The 21,312-nt window shown below is 48.8% G+C and carries 13 protein-coding genes; all 13 read right to left on the bottom strand.

The window, feature by feature from the left end:
* Window positions 1-269 precede the first annotated feature (269 nt).
* Window positions 270-1,817 carry a response regulator gene (locus MHI01_RS21165; RefSeq protein WP_127548935.1) on the bottom strand — a complete coding sequence of 516 codons (1,548 nt, stop codon included), beginning with the start codon at window positions 1,815-1,817 and terminating at the stop codon, window positions 270-272.
* Window positions 1,818-2,086: 269 nt separating this feature from the next.
* On the bottom strand, window positions 2,087-3,001 hold the full coding sequence (locus MHI01_RS21160) for a class I SAM-dependent methyltransferase (protein WP_127548932.1): 915 nt from the start codon (window positions 2,999-3,001) through the stop codon (window positions 2,087-2,089).
* 205 nt (window positions 3,002-3,206) lie between these two features.
* The gene (locus tag MHI01_RS21155) at window positions 3,207-4,430 is read right to left on the bottom strand and encodes an MFS transporter (RefSeq protein ID WP_026081431.1); all 1,224 of its coding nucleotides are present in this window, start codon (window positions 4,428-4,430) and stop codon (window positions 3,207-3,209) included.
* A gap of 192 nt (window positions 4,431-4,622) precedes the next feature.
* Window positions 4,623-6,686: a molybdopterin-containing oxidoreductase family protein gene (locus MHI01_RS21150; protein WP_127548930.1), complete on the bottom strand. Its 2,064-nt coding sequence runs from the start codon at window positions 6,684-6,686 to the stop codon at window positions 4,623-4,625.
* A gap of 425 nt (window positions 6,687-7,111) precedes the next feature.
* Window positions 7,112-7,963 (bottom strand): formate/nitrite transporter family protein, encoded by an 852-nt coding sequence (locus MHI01_RS21145; RefSeq protein WP_036667815.1) that lies wholly within the window; start codon window positions 7,961-7,963, stop codon window positions 7,112-7,114.
* Between the two features lie 377 nt (window positions 7,964-8,340).
* A complete protein-coding gene (locus tag MHI01_RS21140; RefSeq protein WP_340984052.1) occupies window positions 8,341-9,702 on the bottom strand; it encodes an FAD-dependent oxidoreductase in 1,362 nt (453 codons plus the stop codon).
* 481 nt (window positions 9,703-10,183) lie between these two features.
* On the bottom strand, window positions 10,184-10,663 hold the full coding sequence (locus MHI01_RS21135) for a glutathione peroxidase (protein ID WP_047840764.1): 480 nt from the start codon (window positions 10,661-10,663) through the stop codon (window positions 10,184-10,186).
* A gap of 239 nt (window positions 10,664-10,902) precedes the next feature.
* A complete protein-coding gene (locus tag MHI01_RS21130; RefSeq protein WP_036612750.1) occupies window positions 10,903-11,787 on the bottom strand; it encodes an ABC transporter ATP-binding protein in 885 nt (294 codons plus the stop codon).
* 488 nt (window positions 11,788-12,275) lie between these two features.
* Entirely contained in the window at window positions 12,276-15,482 is a 3,207-nt protein-coding gene (locus tag MHI01_RS21125) for a GAP1-N2 domain-containing protein (RefSeq protein WP_340984050.1), read from the bottom strand.
* Entirely contained in the window at window positions 15,479-16,738 is a 1,260-nt protein-coding gene (locus tag MHI01_RS21120) for a TRAFAC clade GTPase domain-containing protein (RefSeq protein ID WP_024632789.1), read from the bottom strand. Before MHI01_RS21120 ends, MHI01_RS21125 begins: the two co-directional genes overlap by 4 nt.
* Before the next feature lie 90 nt (window positions 16,739-16,828).
* Window positions 16,829-17,476 (bottom strand): beta-mannanase, encoded by a 648-nt coding sequence (locus MHI01_RS21115; RefSeq protein WP_076209731.1) that lies wholly within the window; start codon window positions 17,474-17,476, stop codon window positions 16,829-16,831.
* 19 nt (window positions 17,477-17,495) lie between these two features.
* Window positions 17,496-18,779 carry a vWA domain-containing protein gene (locus MHI01_RS21110; protein WP_017691845.1) on the bottom strand — a complete coding sequence of 428 codons (1,284 nt, stop codon included), beginning with the start codon at window positions 18,777-18,779 and terminating at the stop codon, window positions 17,496-17,498.
* 85 nt (window positions 18,780-18,864) lie between these two features.
* On the bottom strand, window positions 18,865-21,312 hold the full coding sequence (locus tag MHI01_RS21105) for a transcription initiation factor TFIID (RefSeq protein ID WP_340984049.1): 2,448 nt from the start codon (window positions 21,310-21,312) through the stop codon (window positions 18,865-18,867).

The following is a 21,312-nucleotide window of genomic DNA, read 5'->3' as shown; positions in this document are numbered from 1 at the left end:
CAAACGCCCAGGTTCAATCCCCCGGCTTCGATTCAGCTCCATCCACTCAACCTCCACTCTCGATGTTCATTCACTAACATGACACTTCTAATGATAGAAGCGAGCGCCTTTTCTTCCCATGCTCATTTCCGATAAATGGATGTTCAAAACCGAGTTCCGTCCGACAAAAAAAGACCCTGCTGCCGATGAATGGCGTACAGGGCCCGATCACAGATTAGATGTAGATCGGATATAAAGATTAGCTATGTAGAAGCGACAGCAACGCTGTCTTAGGGTACTTTTTTATACTCGGAAGGGGAGAATCCCGTGTATTTCTTGAACATTTTGCTGAAATACGGCCAGTTGGCACCAAAGCCTGTCTGTTCGGCAAGCGAGGATACAGTGCAGTTCCCGTCCTGCTCCAGAAGCTCCAACGCTTTACGGATGCGGTAGCTTAACACATAGTTCGTAAATTTCTCACCAGTTTCTTTTTTGAACATTTTGCCGATGTAGTCTGGATTCATGTATATTTCCCCAGCGATGGACTGGAGTGTTAATGTCTCGTCCTTGTAGCGTTTCTCTACCAACTGTTTCACACTGCCTACCATCTGCGATTGTCTGGAGCGATGTTGATCATAGCGGCGCAAGGTGATTTCTTTGGCAACGGCAAGCAGAAACTGTTGAAAAGAATGCAGGGTGCTGGATTCAATCATGCCTGGCAACTGGTCCATATACCTTTTCATCTCGGCAGAACCACTGAGTCGAATCATCTCCATAAACATCTGAATAAGATAGGACTTCGTTTGGGATATATCGTATCGCAAGCTGGCAAGCAGCTGAAACATCCGGTTCAGCTCTGATCCCACTTCCTTCCAGTGTCCCGCCTTGATTGCAGTAACCATCCGCTCCGGATCGTATTCGAATTCAGGAAGAATGCGTTCTCCGGGAGAGTAAATATCCCGTTCCATAATGAGACTGCCCTCACCGAGGTAAAAGCGGTAATTGAGATAAACCAGCGTCTGCATGTACAAATGGCGTGCCTGCGAGAGGTCTCCTGGCTCGCTTAGCGCTATCGTGAGATCATCATGATAATATCGGGTAAATGTGGCGCGAATCTCATCGATATTATGGAACAACTGCGTTTCAGACAACTTGTCCTCCATGATTAGTAGCACATGCCTTCCAACCGTGGCACTTAATATTGGATTGTGAAAAATATCTTCGGCAATGTTCTTCACCGCGAACAAGTGCAAATACTCATGATCCCCCTCAATCTCTACCAGCAGCAACCGCACACGCTGATCCTGAAACTGTACATCGAATAATTCCTCGAAATACTTCCATTCCTTGACCCCGTATGTTCTGTTCGTGACTAGCTCTTTCAGAAAATATTCCTTGGCATGTGGCAGTACTCGCTCCAGATTATATTGGATCGACTGCACAAAACGCTCCTGATCGGTTAACTCTCGCTTCTCACTGACCAATTCACTGATAGCCTGTACAAGATGCTCCTCGCTGCAGGGCTTAAGCAAATAGTGCTTCACCCCATACTGCATGGCCGTTTTCGCATATTCGAACTCCGTAAAACCCGTGAGCATGATAAACGAGATATGCTGATACTTCTCTGCCACAGCTTCAACCAGCTGTAACCCATCCATTCCCGGCATGCGGATGTCCGAGATGATGATATCCGGGCGTTGCCGCTCAATTGAAGCAAGCGCTTCCAATCCATCTTGAGCAATGCCGATCAGTTCTGTTCCTAATCTGGACCAGTTCACCACACTGGAGATCCCGTCCGAGATCATAAATTCATCATCAACCAGCAAAACCTTGTACATCGTATGCATCCTCCTGCCTTTAACCAGTTCCATTCTATTATATGGGCATTATGCACAAATAGAGGGGAGGACATTGAATGACATGGAATTGCACACTAACAAGTCTGATTGTTGAACATTTGTATCACGTGTGATGTTATTGGCTACAGAATCATGGTTTGTGCTGTTCCTTTGATCAAACCAAACAACCTTCACCCTGCCACAGGGTGAAGGTTTGCCGCTACTATGCAAATGCGGGCTATATAGGTGACTTACATGCCCGGATCGATTTATTTTTTTACTGCGTGAATGAAATGTATCGTTTCAAATGCCCTTAGATGATCGATTCGATCCTGGAAAAACTGTTCCTGAATCGCCTCGGGAGTCAGATGCTCATAAATAAGTAGCCCTGCTTCATCAAGCAAGGCCTCCATCTCCACATATGCATAGCCGGATTGCATGGGCTCACCACCCATTGCAGCCAATTTAACCATATTTTCAACCCGATTAAACATTCCTTTTTCCTCAAAAAGATGCTCATCTGCATAATCCAGAACTATAGAGCTTCCGGTTGGCAGGTTCGCAAACACATGACGAATCACGTTAAACAGATCATTTTGGGGCAAATAATACGAAACACCCAAGAGACTAGCCAACGTCTTCCGTTTCTTCAAACCTTCAATAGTCAAGCTGTCATTCGAAAGCTCACGCGTAAAATCCATGGGTACAAAGTGAAGATTGTCCGGAATAGTCAGCTCGGCCTGATTCAGCCGCTCTTTCTTGAATTGCTGTGTAGCCGGATAATCCACTTCAATGATATCCAGCGTGTCCTCCAATTCCGGATGCCTCAAAGCAAACGTATCCATCCCGGCGCCAAGAATGACTACCTGCTTCAATCCCAACGCGACTTCATGCAAAAGTACATGCTCACAGTAAGCGGCCCGAGCCAGAGTTATTGGAGATAACTGTACCTGGGTAATCCATTTTAGAACCTTTTCCGGGTCGTCCTTGAGCTCGTGAGCCATATCCGGGTTGAAAAAATGAATGCCTCTAACCATGTTATTGCTGATATCTGAAAACTCTTGAGGAGAGATCAGCAATTTCGCCATAAAATCATCGAAAATGAGGGGTGTGTCATGTTGGCTGTGATAGGCTCGGCCAAAAGTCGAAATCAATGATGTGATACTGGATTCATTTTGCTTCATACTTATTCCTCCCGTACAAACAAAAATAAGATTCCCCTGGCCAGGAGAATCTTATTATATACGGAATATTTTTATATGTAAATTATAGCATAAATACATTTTTTTGTCAACCATAATTTACGGATGAACAGACAGTTTACAGTGGATTTGCCGTCCACTTCAACTCGTTCTTCCTTCCGCATCCTATCCAACCCGATGAGATCTGTTAGGCGTCCATTCCATACTCCTTCACTTCACGATTACGGTTCAACACCGCATGCAACACAAAACCAAGTACCGCAATCGCCGCTGTGCCTGTTGCCAGCCACGCTACCGGAATAAGTCCCTGTTTGTCATACATGACCCCCATCGCATAGGGCCCGATAACCCGTCCAACCGCACCGATCCCACCCGATATCCCGATGTAAAAAGGTGCCGCCCTGCCCGCATGCTCCGAGATAAATGCAGGCGTTGCAGGGGAGATCAACATCTCTCCAAACGTGGCCAATACCATTGCGAGCACCATGCCCGGATAGCTGTACATGGTAATCATCACAATGTATGCCATGCCATAGAATACCGCACTCGCCGTCATCTGGGCAGTGGAGGTACGGGCCATGGTCCGTTTCACCCAGCTGGTAAAAGGTTGGCCCACAAAGATCAGCACCCCGTTCAGGGTCCAGAGCAGACCGTACATTCTTTTTTCCATACCCTCAGAGATGATATACGGGGAAACACCTGTGTTCCAGATGGAGTTGCCGAATAACAGGAAGAGTACGCCCAAGCTCATAAACAGATATAGTCGGGTATTCCCCAGCAATGCCCAGACGCCCGGCCCATCGGGGACGGTTTTCCGTTTGGTCAGATGTACTTCCCCCTGATCCGGTTCAACCCGCGACAGATAATACCAGAAGAAAATTGCAAATCCGGCTGAGGTCACCCCGTTCAGTACAAAGCTGAGGTGATAGGAAAAGTCAGCCAGAAAACCGCTCAACGCCGTACCAATCGCCACCCCGATATTGTTCGCCACATAGATAATATTGAATAATTCACCGCGTCGCTCCGCAAACCGGAAGCCAATAAAGGCTTGAATCGCTGGTAGCGACAATGAACTGAACAGCCCAATCCAGCCCATGGCACATATAAATACGACCCAATACGCACTAATCCACGGCAACGCAAACAAACCTAACGCATTAAGCGCCAGTGAACCAATGATCAGCTTCTTCACGCCCACCCGATGGTACAACGAACCACCAAGCAATTGTCCAAAGATGCCACCCAGTGACTGAATGAGGATTACAAAACCCGCGTTGGCCATCGTCCGTCCAAGTTCATCAAATACATACATGGTGGTCAGCGGCCACATCAGTGCACTGCCGGTTGCGTTAACCAGACTTGCTAATAAAAATATTCTCACTTCTTTTGGATAGTTATCCAGCCATCTCATCATCTCTAGTTCATTCTCCTTAGTACCTCTGCACATACAAATGGCCATAAAAAATAGACCTTTGCCCTGACGGCATAACCATAACCAGCCAGAGCGAAGGTTTTATGAAGTGTTACATCAATTGCTCTTTAATCCTGCTCAAATTCTAGCCTTTGTTCATCTTACCTCAAAAAAATCACGCCGCAAGCACACTCATTGACGCTTCACTTCAACAGTGGCCGAGAAGAAGGTAGCCCCGTTCCCCATGTCCGACAACCGATTGGACGTCAGTGAATTCGCCCGCTGCTTCTTGCCGTCACCATCCCACCATAAGCCTTGGCTAATCACTGTTCCCGGCAGCATGGCTTCACTCACCTTGGCGGTAAGTTCAATGCGCCCACGATCATTCCATACGACCACTGCATCTCCATCCTCTAGGTTTCTACGGATGGCGTCCTCGGGGTGTATCTGCAATAGAGGCATCTTTTCCAAACGCTGATGTTTGGCTGAATTACCAAAGGTGGAGTTCAGGAAATTATGGTTTGGCGGCGACAGGAACATCAATGGATACGTATCGGCAGGTCCAGCCGGATTCTCCCCATCGTATCCTTCAACCAGAGCACTATAGGTAGGGAGCGGCGGAAGCCCTCTCTGTTCCATCGTCTCGGAATACAATTCAATTTTGCCTGAAGGTGTGGGCAGCTGATCCAGATATGCAGCATATGGCGTCATATCCAGCTTCACGAATCGATGTTCCTTCAGTCCTTCCAACGTGACCCCATTCATGTAGGGGTTGCCTGTGCCCTGAAGTGCGTTCTCAATCATCTGTTCCGGTGTTTCTCCGAAGATTGCAGGATCGTACCCCATAGCCTGCCCAAGCAGTGAGAACAGTTCCACATTGCTCTTGCTCTCCCCAATCGGTGCAATCACCGGCTCTTGCAGATGAACGTACTGATGCCAATAAGAGGTGTACAGGTCCGTCGCTTCAAATGAAGATGTGGCTGGCAATACGATATCTGCATACTTCGCCGTATCCGTCATGAACAGATCATGCACAACCGTGAACAGATCCTCCCGTGCAAAACCTCGCTCCACCCGCTCGGTATCCGGTGCCACCACCAGTGGATTGCTGCAGTAAACCATCATCGCTCGGATTGGCTGCGCTGCTTCCAGCAACGCTTCACCAATCCGGTTCATGTTTACCACTCGCGGCTCCGGATTCTGCCGCAGCTCCGGACGTTCGAGCGCGTCGCTATTTGTGCTCGCGTAGCTGTTAGTGCGAACGGCACCGCCGCCTTGCTTCAGCCACTGCCCTGTAATGGCAGGCAGACATGCAACGCTACGCACGTTCATCCCCCCATTATCATGGTGCTGGAGGCCATTGCCGATGTGAATATGAGCTGCTTGTGCGTTGCCGTATAGTTCGGCCAGCTCCACAATGGTTTCCTCCGGCACGCCCGTAATGCGTGCAACACGTTCAGGGGTGTAACTGCGGACATGATCACGTAGTGCCTCATGACCTATCGTATACTTTTGCATAAACGCTTCATCCGTTAGTCCCCGTTCGAACAACACATGCATTAATCCTAGCGCCAGTGCACTGTCCGTGCCCGGAAACAGCGGAATAAACCAGTCGCCCCATTGGGCCGTGCGATTGCGATGAACATCGATTACGACGATCTTGGCGCCTTTCTTGCGTGCTTTCTCAGCCAAAACGACCTGATGCATATTGGTACTGACGATATTGCCACCCCACACCAGGATGAGATCTGCATGCTCCGTATCTTCCGGCACTGTTCCCCGATTGGCGCCCATCGTATATTTCCAGCCGGTATTTCCAGCGGAGTTACAGATCGTCTGCTCCAGTACACTCGCACCAAGCGCATTGAAGAAACGCCGATCCATGCCGTCTACGCCGAGAATACCCATGTTACCGTAAAAGCTGTAGGGCAGGATGCTCTCCGGGCCGTAGGTTTCGGACAATGCAGTGAATTTGGTCGTAATCTCACGAATCGCTTCATCCCAACTGATTCGTTCAAACTTGCCTTCACCTTTGGCTCCTACACGTTTCATCGGATATTGTAGACGCTCGGGGTGATATACCCGCTCGGTCATATTTCTGACTTTATTACAAATGGCACCCTTGGTGATCGGATGATCCGGATTGCCTGCCACCTTCACAATTTTGCCGTTCTCTTTATGTAATAACAGACCACAAGTGTCCGGACAGTCGAGCGGGCACACCGCCGCAAATACACCATTCTCCTGATCGATCATCGTAAGGCTCCCCTCTTTAAAAGCTATCCCTATATCATATCTTCTTCGAGGTTATCGCGCAAAGAGAACAGTATGTTTTTGCTTCATATTCGCCGCTATGGCGGCTTTAAATTATTTTCAAAAAAATGTTTTTGAGTTTGATTCAACTTCAGAATTCAGGGGTAAATTAAAAATAAGGCATTAGGCTAGTGTTTCCCCACTTCCTCCTCATGCCATATCATGGACCACTCCCGAAATTCGCCATGAACAGGTTTCGTTCCCCCGAACCTTGTCATGGCGAATTTATTTTGCGTTAAACTCCAACAAGAACCCCATACAAAAAAACGATCCCACCCTGCTCCATCACAGCATATTCGCCATGAACCGAGCAAGATCAGAATCGTCTTCACTTCTAATATACGTGTATCCATACCTCGCTGTGCCCTCTATGCTTGTTTGCTCAACATTACTCTAGCCTCCGTCTCCATAGGTTCGATCGACGTCGCCATCTCTGGTTTCACTTTTGGCTCGGCTTGGCGCAGGTACACCACCCAATAGGCTGCAGCTACAAACAGAGCACCACCAGTCAGATTCCCGAGCCATACCGGAATGAAATTCATCACATATTGACCCCACGAATAATGTCCTTCGAAAATTGCCGCCGGGATGAGGAACATATTGGCCACAACGTGCTGGAATCCAATCGCCACAAATGCCATCGTTGGAAACCAAATGCCCAGTACTTTGCCACTCATCGTATCGGATGCATAAGATAACCACACGGCCAGCGCGACCAGCCAGTTACAGCCGATGCCAGAGATGAAAGCTTGCAGGAAGCCGTCATGCAGCTTATGCCCAGCCATATCCACCACTTTTGCCAGATATACACCCTCTCCGGTCAGACCAAGCACATGTCCAAACGCGTACGCGACAAACAAAGCTCCAACAAAATTACCAATCGTCACTAAGGTTAGATTTTTCAACATACTACCCACAGATAATTTTCGTGCAATCGTTGCAAGTGGAACTGCCATCATGTTGCCCGTCAGCAGCTCGCCACCACCTATGAGTACCAAGATTAATCCAACCGGGAACACTGCTGCTCCAATCAGATTGACCAGACTCCCCCACTCTGCTGGCGCAGAAGCAATTACCCGAATATCCAATAGAAAACCCAGCGCAATAAAAGCCCCTGCCAGAAAACTAAGCACCAGTACAGAAGACACCGGATATTGAGCCTTCTTCTTGCCTGTTTGCGCCGTATATTGTGCAACCTCAAGAGGTGTTTTTGCTGCCATATCATTCATCCTCTCCTTCATTGTTCATCATTGGATAAAACCATCTGAAATTCATTAGTTATGCGTTGAATACCACATCCTAATTGTATCTCGGTCCTAAACATAACTTTGTGCAAATTATCACAATGTTACTTAAAAAGATACTTTAAGAGTGTCTTGGAATAGTTATGACAGCAAGAGTGTAGTAAGGCCTTTTGTAGCTAAAACAACAAAAAAGAAGACTGACGATATACTCGCCAGTCTTCTCTTTCCTTTATAATCGTCCGCCTTGTTTCGTAATCTTGGCAGTTATCGTACACCTCTTATTTACGGACAAGCATGACTTATCTTTGTATGGCGTTTATCAAGATCGCTGTTAAACCATCTATTCTGCTTCCTTACACCATTGCTGGTGCTTTTACTTCAATTGGAGGCAGTGCTTGCAGACCCGCCGTGTTCAGGAAGTTCCACGGTTTGTTGTAATGTGGCTGGAAGAAAAAGTCGATGAAGGCCAGCTCATCTACGGTCATGTTGTTTTGGATGCAGACCGAGATCGTATTAATCGATTGGGTCAGATCAACCTGAGACATCACCTGTGCTCCGACAATTCGACGAGTAGCCTGCTCATATACCACTTTAAGCAACAGTTTCTCAGCCGTTGGCATAAACTCCGGACGGTAGCTGTCTTCCAGTACGACAGATTCAACAATCAGGCCTTCGTCAGCAGCAGACATTTCCGTCATCCCTGTACCCGCGATATTTTGCTCATAAATTTTGATACCCGATGTGCCTTGTGTACCCATATACGGTGTTGTAGGACGAACTAGGTTACGGGCTACAAGTGTACCCATCCGCACGGCGTTGGTTGCCAGTGGAATGTACGCTGCTTTGCCTGTTGGGTTGTAATGAATAGCACAGCTGTCACCCGCAGCGAAGACGTCTTTTTGACTCGTTTGCATATATTTATCCACGATGATTGCGCCGATTGGCAGCATATCCACTTGGCCTTTGAGCAGCTCTGTATTTGGACGGAAACCAATGCACAGAATAACCAGATCGGTTTCGAACTCTCCTTTGGACGTGATCACCTTAGTTACTTTGCCATCTTCACCAGTAAACTTCTGTACCGTTTGACCAAGAGCCAGCTTGATGCCGCGTCCAGTCAACGTATCTTCAATCGCATCCGTGAATTCAGGGTCCAAGTATTTGTTCAAAATACGGTCCACACTGTCGATCAGGGTAACTTCCTTGCCGTTCATCTGGAAAGCCTCAACCAGTTCTACGCCGATATATCCTGCACCTACAACGGTAACACGTTTGGCATCTTTGGCTTTTTCAATAATCGTGTTGGAATGATTGTAGTTTTTGCAAAGTAAAATGTTGTCCATCTCGATGCCTTCAAGCTTCGGAACGACAGGCCATGACCCCGTTGTCACGATCAGTTTGTCAAACGTATCTTCAAATTCTTCCCCGGTTTGCAGGTTTTTAGCCTGAAGGGTATGGCCCTTGGCATCTACTGCTGTTACTTCATGAAGCATCTTGGTTTCAACACCAAGCTCTGCCAGTTGATTAGGCGAAGAATAGAACAAACCGTCAGGGTCTTTCACAACCCCACCTACGTAGAGCGCAATGCCACAAGATAGGAAGGAGATATTGTCATTGCGCTCATACACAGTGATGGTAGCATCCGGGTACAATTTGGCGGTATTTACGATGGCTGCGGTTCCTGCGTGTGTACATCCGATAACTGCGATTTTCATTAAAAGTTCCTCCTCGAAATATATAAATGAGTTTGAATATAAGGTTGTTATGGTTGTGAAACATTTCACTTCTTGTTCGAAACTGTGTATGTGATTTATTTCACTTTATACACTCATTATAATGTGATATTTTTCACATTGCAATAGGTTGAGCAAAAAAAGTTTGTCGAAGGAGGTCATTTCCCTGTATTTAAGCCTTTCTTCCCTTCATTGTATTGATTTCATTGTCCCCGGATTTGGGCGGGTTTATGCTATGTAATGGCTTCCGTGATCCCTGTATGAACACAGTGTGGACGTATAAAGTTAGAGGCGTCTCCTGCCTTCATGTTTGACTTATACAAAATTAAATACTTCAAATTTCAATACAGGGTTGATTTCAAGATCCAACTCCTACCTGTGAAGAGAAAAAGCAACGTATATAAAATAATCAAAGAAGCCTATCCTTGTTTATGCAAGGACAGGCTTCTCAAACGTTCATGTATTAACCGAGCAATTTCTCGATATCTGCAATCATTGTCTCCGGAGATTCTTTCGGTTCAACACGACCTACCACTTCACCTTCACGGTTAACAAGGAACTTGGTGAAGTTCCATTGGATGTCGCTTGTTTCACCTACGCCAGGTTGTTGCTCCTTCAGGTATTGGAACAGGGGATGAGTGTCCTCACCATTCACATCTACCTTGGCAAACACCGGGAAATTCACACCATAGTTAATCTGGCAAAATGATTCCGCTTCCTCACTTGTACCTGGCTCCTGCCCTCCAAACTGGTTACAAGGGAAACCCAGTACAACCAAGCCTTGATCACGATAACGATCATAAAGCTTTTGCAATTCACCGTATTGCGGGGTCAGCCCACACTTGCTGGCTGTATTGGCAATGACCAATACCTTACCTTGATACAGATCCAGTGAGACTTCTTGGTTCGCGGTGGTTACCGCCTGATATGAATATACGGACATGACTGATTCCTCCCATGACATAAGTTGGTTTGGGCTGTTGCGAGCACGTTGGCATAACCAATGAACCCACAGCCTGTCCTATTATTATAAACCTGATCCAATGCGATTACCAAATCCCGGGTCTACCCGTCCCCTTTGCTCCCATGAGTTGCAAATTCCCCATGAATGCCAAAGAGCCGCGTGCAATAGCGCACAGCGGCTTCATTCTATAATGTAAGGACCACATATGGCCCAATTTATTAACTTCCTGTCGCTTGAACACGTGGTTCTGCCCGTCCTCCAGCATGAACCATCGCACTGTTCATGACCAGCTGCTCTGGCGTCTTCGATTGCTGGCGTTCGCCTGCAAGAGCGTAAGGCAAGCAGAGCGGTACACCGGAACGCGGATCAATCACGATATCTGCTTCAATGTTGAATACTTCACGAAGTACATCTGAGTTCATAACTTCCACAGGTGAGCCATGAGCGATGGCTTTACCTTTTTTGATACCAATCATGTGATGTGCGTAGCGGGAAGCATGATTCAAGTCATGCACAACCATAACAATGGTACGGTTGGCTGTGGCATTCAGTTGCTCCAGTAATTGCAATACTTCGAGCTGGTGAGCCATATCCAGGAACGTAGTCGGCTCGTCCAGGAAAAGGATATCTGTTTCTTGTGCAAGTGCCATGGCAATCCAGGCACGTTGACGCTGTCCACCGGACAGTTGATCAATCGGACGATCATGGAATTCAGTCATGGCTGTCACTTCGATAGCCCATTCAATCATACGTTTGTCTTCCGCACGCATGGAGCCAAATCCTTTTTGATAAGGAAAGCGACCATACGATACCAATTCAGTAACGGTAAGACCTTCAGGGGCTGTTGGATTCTGTGGCAAAATCGCAAGTTGCTTGGCAACTTCACGCGTGGACTGTTTATGGATGGACTTCCCGTCGAGCAATACATTACCTGCTTTTGGAGCCATAATGCGTGCCATCGTTTTCAGGATGGTTGACTTCCCTGAACCATTGGCTCCAACAAGTGCTGTAATTTTTCCTTGGGGAATCTGAATATTCAGATCCTCTACAATTAGTCTTTCCTCATAAGCGATATCCAGCTTGGTCGTCTCCAGACGAAACATGCGATCATCCCTCTCTCATTTATCCCGGTTATGTAATCCGGCTATGACAACAAAAACGAAATTGTAATTCTGTGATTTCCGACGCAAATATCTTCTACACTAAAGATACTGATAATCATTATCATTTGTCAACATAAAAAACCAAATTTTCTTCACTTTTCGTGCTTTATTTGGACTTTCTGTAGCAGAAATCCCGCTCTTTTCTCAAGTACACATGAGATCTTTTCTCATTCATTCCGCGCACTTTATCACTTCTGACTGTTTTTCAAACTCTTGAATCGCAAATTTTGTGTCTGAATTGTGAATGTGCGAGTTTTTTTAATGTGTTTGCTATATCCGCCATATCAAATAAAAAAAAGATGACCTTGAAATCTAAAGTTCAAGGTCATCTAACATACTCTCATTTGTTAAGGTATGAAGTCAGCATTTTTCATTATTGGGTCAAAAGACACTTTATGAATCTATGCAACATGCTCATATAAAATAACTTACAGCTTCGGCTGCGGCATCAATTGGATTACAGTCATACTGCCCTGCGTACTCTTCACACTGACAATGCTCTCGGCATCCATATTCGCTGGAAGATCGATCTGCAATCCATACGGATAGAGGCGATCCACCGCTCCAATAGACATCTGTGCAGGAGTGTTCGCATCCTGTTCATCGGATACAGATGTGTCAGGCGATGTGGAACCAGTAACTTGATCTGCATCCGTACCTTGATCCGTGTCTCCACTCGCAGCATTAGACGATGCATTCGTCCCCGCATCCGTTGTTGTATCAGTAGCAGGATCTGAAGTGGAATCACCCGATGTTGAAGGATCGGCCTGCTGATCGCCATCCTCCGTCTGCTCTATGTTTCCCGCTGAAGAACCATCCGTGCTTCCTTCGGAAGTACTTCCTGAGCCACCATCGGAAGGAACTTGGTTATCTGGCTCCTCATTCCGATTAAAGCTCTCCCACTTACCTGTAGCATCCAACTCCTGAGTGCTATCATCCTTCAGCGTCAATTGAAGTTTGCCTTGCTCAAACTCAGTGCTTCCCGTATCATTCCTGAAACGGATCACCAGTTGAGCAGGTGATTGCGTACCCTCCTGTTCACTCGCAGGAATCATATAAGCAATCTGCTCCGCGAGCTGCACCTCCGGTTCAGCCGGTATGACAGGCTCCTGGGTAGATGGAGGGGATGCCGCTGGCGGCTCTACAGAATCTTTCATCCATGCATATGTACCGCCAGCAATACCCAGAACCAGGATCAAGAGGATTAATCCGAACAGATTTTTCCTTTTACCCGTTAGCATCCGCACCAGTGGAGAGGACAATTCCGTCTTCGCACGGTCATAGACCGGCTTCATTGTCTTGCTGGCTCTCACATAATACGGTTTGAAAGCTGACTTCGACTTGAAAGCTTCACGGTCATGGGCTTTGAAATACGCCACGATGGCATCCGCATATCCTTTATGCGCATTGGAACCCCGGACAAACATCCGATGATCTCCTGACCATTCGAAGAATGGATACAGCCCTTCAGCACGACTTGCATTGGTGCGGATGAATTCAATCAGGCCAGGATAATCCAACCGATTGCTGCCGCTTCCTCCCCGATAAAAAGCCATCGGCAAAGCTTCATATGCCGCAATCCCCGGATGAGCCTGCAGCTCTCCGGCAAGCCAGCGACGCGTCCAGCGTTGAAGTTCATTGCGTTCTGCCAGGGAAAGTGCCTCCAATGCCTCTTCTTCATTCCCCTCGCCACTAAGCCACACTCTCGCAGCCAGCATCATGTTCGTTCGAGCAGATACATCAGAACCCTGACGTGCCGCCCAATCCCGAACCTCATTGCCATGTTGCAAAATATCAATGCTTAATAGCTGTTCACGGTTAACCCGTTCCAGATCCAGATCCTGAATCATAAACAGGTTAATGACATAAGCAAGCTTGTCTGCAAGGCGGGTTAACTCCTCCTGATATGCCGGATCTTGACTGGCAGACGGAGATCCCTCTTTGCGATTAGGGCGGGCTGTAGCTTCAAATTGACCAATTCGTGCCGTAATGCCTGTATCATAGGTGACATCAGCGGATACTCGATCCAGTATGCTAACACGCTGAAGCGCTTCATTCGCAGACTGTACCGGATTAGGCGCAGAACATAACCGTTCACGCAGCTCATTGGCTGTCCGCTCCTGCAAGAAGCTGTAGTGGATCGCAGATGGATGGGACGTTACCCATCTTCGGATCACTTCCACAACGTTCGCTGCCGATTCCGTGCGTTTCAGCTGATTGTCCAGATAAGGCTCGAACAACAGCTTAGTGAGCGATTCATTGGCCAGCACTTTATCAAAGAAAGCCCGATTCAGCTGCGGATCCCGATCCAGCACAGCATACAATTCCTGCACAGCGCGCATACGCTTCTGGGCGCGGGCATTATTCACACCGTAGATAAAATAGTCCACAATCCGGGATTGCACCACGGGCGTGGCAACACTGAAATATTCGCCAATGCGAGCTGCGACGTCTTCTTCGGGTACGTTCTCACGCTTCACGCTGTCCAGTTCCCTGCTGAGCAAGGTCAGGAACAGCTCGTTCAGACGGGAACGTTGCTGTAATCCACCATCCGGCTTCAAATAGGTCAGCAAGCCACTCAGGACATGACTTTTGTTATCCAGATACAGGTCTTCCATGCCTTGTTCAAGACCATAGAACACCGCAAGTTCGCCATAGGCTTCAATGGAAAGTTCCCGCCCAGGTTCCATGCCGGACAACATTTCATCCGCAAACGTATAGAACGCATCCGCCGCCGCAGGTTCCTGCAATAAGGCCCAAGCGAATTCTGCATAAGGTAACTTCGCCACAGATGCATCCGCATGTGTCACTCTGCCTGATACGAGATCAAAGGTGAAATCCTTCTCCGTATTCCGGTCTTTCGGACGTAACGTCCCTCGCTCAACAAACTGGACGTGGATGCCCTTCTTGGCCTGTGGCTCCTTGGCAAACGTCATGAATCCCAGCTGCCGCCGGAATGCGTATGGTAAAGCCGTGTACAGCAAACGTAACAATCCTTTGGCCCCTGCGGTCACTTCCTCTGCGGGAAGGTCCAGAGCAATGTATACTTTTCTGCGTGTCGCTACAGACTGCATTACCGCATAGAGCAGGCGCTTGAACAGCACTTCGTTCATCTTCAAGGTGCTCAGCACTTGGGTGGGTGATCCTACGCCAGCATCGGTCGCCCCACCCTGTCCGCTCCTAGGTGATATAGGCAATTCAGCAAGTGCTGGCAGAACTGTACCTTGTTCGATGTCATAGGACGTGGCGAACACGGCATCCAGCCAGCCGCCTTGTTTCATCTGCTCTTCCGAGCGTTCGGGAGACAAGACGTAATTATGTGCAAAAAAGGCACTGCGCAGCCCGGTGAAATCCGCAGACTGGTACACATTTTGCCCAAGGATTGTCTCCCCACTCTCCAGATGAAGCAGGTGAATGGCGGCCGGAAACTTCGTCTCGTCCTTCTCGCTACGGCCTGTTAGCTCCGCTGGAGCATCATAGACACAGTAGGGGTGAAGCACTTTTTTAATAAAAGAAGGGTCCAGTCCCGGCGATGCCGCAACCGTATCAAACCCCTCTGTTGTGCGAAACACCCCGCGCCGCTCCCGGGTATACAGCTGCTGTTCAATGGGCGGGGTTACGGAAGAACGCATCATCCCACTCTCCCCTCAATGTACTTCAGCTTGTACAGGAGCCACAGGAAAGGTTCATCCACGCGGATCGGGCTAACCACACCCTGCAATTTCATATCCACCGGATTGCTACCCAGCGCAGAGACTGCGAAATAGGCTGTATCCTTGAAGTACACATCCATCGTGCCCTTGAATGGGCGATCCACCTTCTCGATAAAACGCCGGATCTCCCCGTCGATATTCTCGAACTCGGTTAAGTCGAACCAATCGCGGTGCACCATGTTGCGGAAGACATTACTGTTGGATTTGATATAATCCCCCTCTTCATCCTTGAGGGAATGCAGCATGTCGCTTTTGGTGAGCACAACGGCCGTTGGAATATTGGTCTTGGCTTTGTCCTGGTATGCGATAAAATCTCCAAACATCGTCAGTACCACGTCACGCGGCTCATCGTATCGTGGTGTCCACTCTCCTGGCTCGTTGCCCAGGTTAATGCGGATTTTGTCCCGAATCGAACGAATCTGAAGCGGGTCCACCATGAACAGGATACCTGCCGAGTTCTTGATGTGTTGCCCGTGAAGTCCGAGATAATCCTGTTCCACCATACCTTCACCCGCAACGTCAAAGAACACCAGTGTCAGCGGCGCTTTATCTTCGTCCTTGAACACAAACTGGAAGATAAACGGCTCCTGCAACTTTTCCTTTTGTGTGGAATCCAGCAGATCGCCCCGTTCAAACAACGGTTCTTCATAATCCGCACGGAACCGGCGGCTGATCTCCGCATTCAATGGCATGCAAGCCGCGTCAAAATGATCGGCCGTATAATGCTGCAATGTATGAATTAATGAAGTCATGTAGACGGATTTACCTACCTGGGATGCACCAATGATGGATATGATATTGCTCGGTGCTTTACCCGCCGTAACAGGCAACTCGTTATGACATTGCGGACACAACCGGCGACGCGTAACGACACCATACCGATCGTTCAGCCCCATCACGATGTTATCGGAATAAATACGGTGTTCCTCCGGTACATCATGGGGTGCCAATACCGCCTCCATATCAAATACCGTGTCGAGTCCGAACCTTTCGCGATACCGATTCAACTTCGCATCTTCCCCGAGTGCGTAGTCCTCATCATCATCGCGGTGATGGGCGGCGCGGAACACCACCTCTTCCGGTGAAAACTTGCTGAAACAATAAGGGCATACAATATCGTAAAACAGCGGACGTTCCTCCGGCTGTTGTCTCTTCAAAAACCGACTAAAAAAGCTCATAGCCACTCCCCTCCCCTGATCAGTCAGACTAAGGTGATATACACTTGCACTACGATGACAGAGTAACCTCCCAATCGCTAGTCCAACTATCTAGTCTGATATAAGCCGATAGGCGGCTCCATATTTCGGTCCATCCGTGAAGAATAATCGCACATAATCATCCTTGGCAACTTCAACGGGCGGCATCTCATTTCTTCCGGGAGCAAAATCACTCACAAAAGGATACACCGTACCATCTTCCTTATTCAGCGGAACCCCGCCCTGTTTGCGAACATAACAGAGGGCTTCCTTTGGAACAGGTACTTCCGCTGTGACGGTGATCAATACACTTTTTCGTTTCTGAAAAAAACCGCTCTTGTAGCGAATGGAAAAGCGGATATCCGCCTTCCCTGCGCTTGCAATCACCATGTTGTCCTCGTCTCGTTGACGGATCAGTACAGGTCCCTCTTCCTCCATCTGACACACATACACGGTGTACTTGATGGCACCAAAACCTGTAATCCGATCTGTGTAACCATTGCTCGCCTTATATTCCTCTCTCGTGTACAGCTTCAGCTTGCCCTGTGCAGGCTCTTCCCCGGTACGATCATCGCTCATCATATCCAGCTCCAGCCGTTCCACATACACAGCTTCTACCCGTTCCGGCCAGAGCCAGCGAAGTGTACAACGCCCTTCGTCCACCGCAAGTGTCAGTTTTCGAATCAAGGGTGTCGAAGGGTCTGCATCCGTAAACCGCATTTCCATTGACCTCCCGACGTTAGAATCCTTTGCTGCGTGTATCTCTTGGTCTCTGACCAAACCCTTCGGCAGAAGAAGTTCCGCCGCCAGCTTCACGACGACCCCTGCTCTTCCGCGGCGTGTTCTCCTTAATCGGAACAATCCAGGAGAAGAGGGTCAATACGCCAGACAAAATGAGCATCGCACCAAGACGTACGAATGTATCCCCCACGTTCGAACCGTCGAGTCCCCACTCCAGCAGAAGCCCTGCCAGTAGACCCGACACCGCACCACCAATACCAAAGCTGAGGGCGAGATGACGGTTATCAAACACGAGTCCGAGTGACACACCCAGCGCCACGCCAATCAGTAGCACTGCTGCTACACGGAAAATCGCCAGATAAACGCTGTGCTCCATCATGCCTGTACGCTCCGTTACCAGCGTCCGTTCATCTATCGTATCGTAGATCTGCTGGAATGCCAGATTCAGACCACCGGAATCTGGTACATCATAGTACATGCCGCCCGTTTGCTGAGCAATATTACGCAGCAGATCCGTACCTGATGGGTCCACCAGGCTTAGGCCGACTGTATTAATAGAGATCTGTTCGTTGTTATATTGGGACAAAATATCGGTCGTGTCCGCTTCACTGAAGCCATCGGATAACAAGATGACGACGGTACCGCGTTTCGGGTCCTGTTTGCCCTGAATCTGCTCCATGCCTTCCCGCAGCACGGCATCAAAATTGGTGCCGCCCGAAGTCGTGACAATGCCATCGATTTTGCTATAAACCTCATTCTTGGCCGCTTCACTATCCAGCGCAATAAACGGCTGTAACAACTGCGGTTGGTCATCAAACGTAATGACAGCTACCTGTTTGTCACTCTCCATTTGGCTGATTAGTGTCTTGGCGGCTTCAAAACGTCCGTTATCCGGATCTGTCTCGCTCATGCTGCCCGAGTTATCGATCATCAGTACGATGTCCTTCACTTGCTTCACACCGCCCGGATTGATCTGATACAACAATTGCAGGGCGAGTCCAACAACAAATAACAGAGCCAGTGTTGCCGGAACAAGCAATTTCCACGACAGTCCCAGATACCGGAGCTTCCATGAAGCGCCATTCAGCTTGGGTGAGATCATCTCTGCGATCAAACAGAACAATCCAACGCTCAGCGCCAGTACGCCAAAGTATAATCCCATCAGCAACAGACGTGGCATCTCCCCAAGCCATTGACGCAGCATGATTTCTCCTGCCGCAAAGCCCACTGCCCCGCCAATCAGGCTGAACAGGACCAGGAGAAGATTGATTTTTCGCTGCATGTCTACATGCATCCTTTCCATACCAGCCGTATACAGGCTGAGTTAATACAAGATTGGTGCTGGGTGTCAGGACACCGCCGGCGTCTTAACGAATGGGTGACAACTTTTCCACCAGACCAGCGGGGTGAAGTTCATAGCCATTCTCCGTGTACGAGTCATAATATACCTTGCCGTTCCGATACACCATGAGATCCTCCAGATGGAAACCGCCCATCAGATTCAGCTTCTCCACGCCACTACTGCGTTCTTCGTACACCACACCCAACTTGTAGATACGTGACGTCTCTTCGGCATGTGCCGCGTAGTCCATGAAAGCACTATGATGGTCACCAAAGAAATACTTCTCTTCATATCGATGTTCCTGCGTATAATCGAATACCCGGACCCGAACAACCGCCTGATCCTCCAGCGTGTGGTACAACCTGCGGAACAGATCATCGCGGGTTAATACATCTTTATCTCCGTAGGCAATCGTGACATTCGCCCGCTGCAACAGTTCTTCTTCAAATGGCAATCGCAACGGCTCGGCCGTAAGCAGCAACGAGTGACATACCTCCATCATTCGTTTCAACAGACGGTCATCGCCTTCTGTGGCAAGCCGGTTCATGTCTCCCATGTAACGGTCCTCAAACCATACATCCCGTCCGCGTTTGGCTTCCAGGTCGATGATTAGCTCTTCCGTCACTTTGCCGTAGTACTCCATCACGTTCTGGCCGATGTATTCATCGGCAGCAGCGATACTTTGGGCAGCTGTCTCTCGCAGTGTGCGTTCCAGCGCTTCAAGTGCTGCTGTGACGTGACGACTAAAACGATGAAGTTCTTCCATCTCCGTATCGTAGATACGTAGCAGATGTAATTCATTTTCCAGTCGCAGTAATTCTACCTTTGGTACATACACTCGCTCCAGCATGCAGTCAATCAGATTGCGCACATTCTGTTTATCACGGAACAACGCTCGTTTGAACGACTGATCTTCCACTCGCTCTTGCTGACGTTGCTCCAGTAGAGCACGTGCCGATTCAAGCTGCATCGATTTATCCCGAATCAATCCGAGCAGCGCTTCACGCACACTGCCAGGCTCACTGTCACTCCAGGCCGCCCACTGGAAGTAACCAACCTCTGGATGCTCCGCGCGGGAATGTTCAGCATGACAGCGCAGGGAACCGCTAGAGCTGCGCTCGCGCACACGCTCTTCGACAAGACGGACAACGTTATCGCGGAAGTACGCTTCAGCTCCTTGTCCAAACAACGCTCTCTCCGCTTCACGAAGTGAGAGCGGCTTCAGATCAGAGAAACTGACGTTATGCGTCATGATGCCACTCATGCCACTAACCAGATCTTCATTGGGCAGCAGGCCTTCGACTTTGCGTTCCACCGAGGCCGCGTCCAGTCCAAAGAAAGATAGCTTGTCCTTAATGCTCCAGTCCGGCTCCTGCCGCATGCGTGCGAGCAGATACCGATACATGTGATATAACACCGCCAGTGCAATCGGCTTGTTTGGCCGCCTGATCTCGGCAAAACCCGCGCTGGCATAACCATGCTGATCAGAGGTAGTACGAATATTGTTTTTAAAAGATGTATTATTGTACGTGTTCGCTCCCGTGCTTGAAACGCTACCCGAGTGATCCACATCCTGCTTCCTGTTCTTCAGCAGGCAGATGCGGCAGATGATCTCGGCATTTTCGATCCAGCCACCGGGAACGCCGGTTCCACGCTCATTTTTGTCGGACAACAGATATACCAGATCAAACAACGGTGACGCGGGATGTGTAACCGGAATGGAGATCCCATCCTCCGTCACCAGCAGTTTACCGCTGAACGTGTAGTCCAGCGACTGCATATAATCCAGTTCCCGCAGAAAAGCGAGGCCTGCTGCGCTGGCATACCCGAAGGAATCCACCTGTTCCATCTCGCTGACCAATACATGCAGATCCGTCTGCACCGACTTGAAGGCTTGGGACAAAATGGTCTCCGTTAGCTTGGTGAGCTCTGGCAACAATACATTCAACGGATCATCCGCTCTGGTTACCACCGTAACGTAAATCCGATCAAATGACGAGTATAACCGTCCATATTCGGCAATTCGGTTACTGACCCGACGAAGCGTACGATTCAGATCGTAGAGCGCCTGATCCGATTCGTGGAAACTGCGATGTACATCCTTACGCCGTGTTTTGGACGGTCGCTCTGTCTGCCCAGCGGACAAAGGCAAGCGGTGACGAGTCACCTGACCATCATCGGACGAGCCAATATTCCTCTTTTCACCCGGATGCTCTTTCTGATCTTCTGTACCAATCTGAACGTAGACCACACCGTCTCCGTTATCCCATTTCAGCCGATTGATCTCCTGCACAGCAGACACTGCAGGTGCAACCAGATCACCCACAAACATGAACAGCGCCGGGTAATGGATACTGCTGCGTCCATCACCCAGGCTGCCTTGACGCTCCTGCTCTATTGCATACTGCGCTGCATACTTCTCCAGATCACGCTTCAGGGTATTGTTCGAATTGAACTCCATCCCGGCCGCCAT

The organism is Paenibacillus sp. FSL M7-0656 (assembly GCF_038003225.1).
Taxonomy (GTDB): Bacteria; Bacillota; Bacilli; order Paenibacillales; family Paenibacillaceae; genus Paenibacillus; species Paenibacillus amylolyticus.
The sequence above is the reverse complement of the archived record's forward strand: the minus strand, read 5'-3'. Positions and strand labels throughout refer to the sequence as shown.

Coding starts and splice junctions, on each gene's coding strand:
- MHI01_RS21165 (WP_127548935.1), bottom strand. CDS start 1,817: ATGTACAAGGTTTTGCTGGTTGATGATGAATTTATGATCTCGGACGGG.
- MHI01_RS21160 (WP_127548932.1), bottom strand. CDS start 3,001: ATGAAGCAAAATGAATCCAGTATCACATCATTGATTTCGACTTTTGGC.
- MHI01_RS21155 (WP_026081431.1), bottom strand. CDS start 4,430: ATGAGATGGCTGGATAACTATCCAAAAGAAGTGAGAATATTTTTATTA.
- MHI01_RS21150 (WP_127548930.1), bottom strand. CDS start 6,686: ATGATCGATCAGGAGAATGGTGTATTTGCGGCGGTGTGCCCGCTCGAC.
- MHI01_RS21145 (WP_036667815.1), bottom strand. CDS start 7,963: ATGGCAGCAAAAACACCTCTTGAGGTTGCACAATATACGGCGCAAACA.
- MHI01_RS21140 (WP_340984052.1), bottom strand. CDS start 9,702: ATGAAAATCGCAGTTATCGGATGTACACACGCAGGAACCGCAGCCATC.
- MHI01_RS21135 (WP_047840764.1), bottom strand. CDS start 10,663: ATGTCCGTATATTCATATCAGGCGGTAACCACCGCGAACCAAGAAGTC.
- MHI01_RS21130 (WP_036612750.1), bottom strand. CDS start 11,787: ATGTTTCGTCTGGAGACGACCAAGCTGGATATCGCTTATGAGGAAAGA.
- MHI01_RS21125 (WP_340984050.1), bottom strand. CDS start 15,482: ATGATGCGTTCTTCCGTAACCCCGCCCATTGAACAGCAGCTGTATACC.
- MHI01_RS21120 (WP_024632789.1), bottom strand. CDS start 16,738: ATGAGCTTTTTTAGTCGGTTTTTGAAGAGACAACAGCCGGAGGAACGT.
- MHI01_RS21115 (WP_076209731.1), bottom strand. CDS start 17,476: ATGCGGTTTACGGATGCAGACCCTTCGACACCCTTGATTCGAAAACTG.
- MHI01_RS21110 (WP_017691845.1), bottom strand. CDS start 18,779: ATGCAGCGAAAAATCAATCTTCTCCTGGTCCTGTTCAGCCTGATTGGC.
- MHI01_RS21105 (WP_340984049.1), bottom strand. CDS start 21,312: ATGGCGGCCGGGATGGAGTTCAATTCGAACAATACCCTGAAGCGTGAT.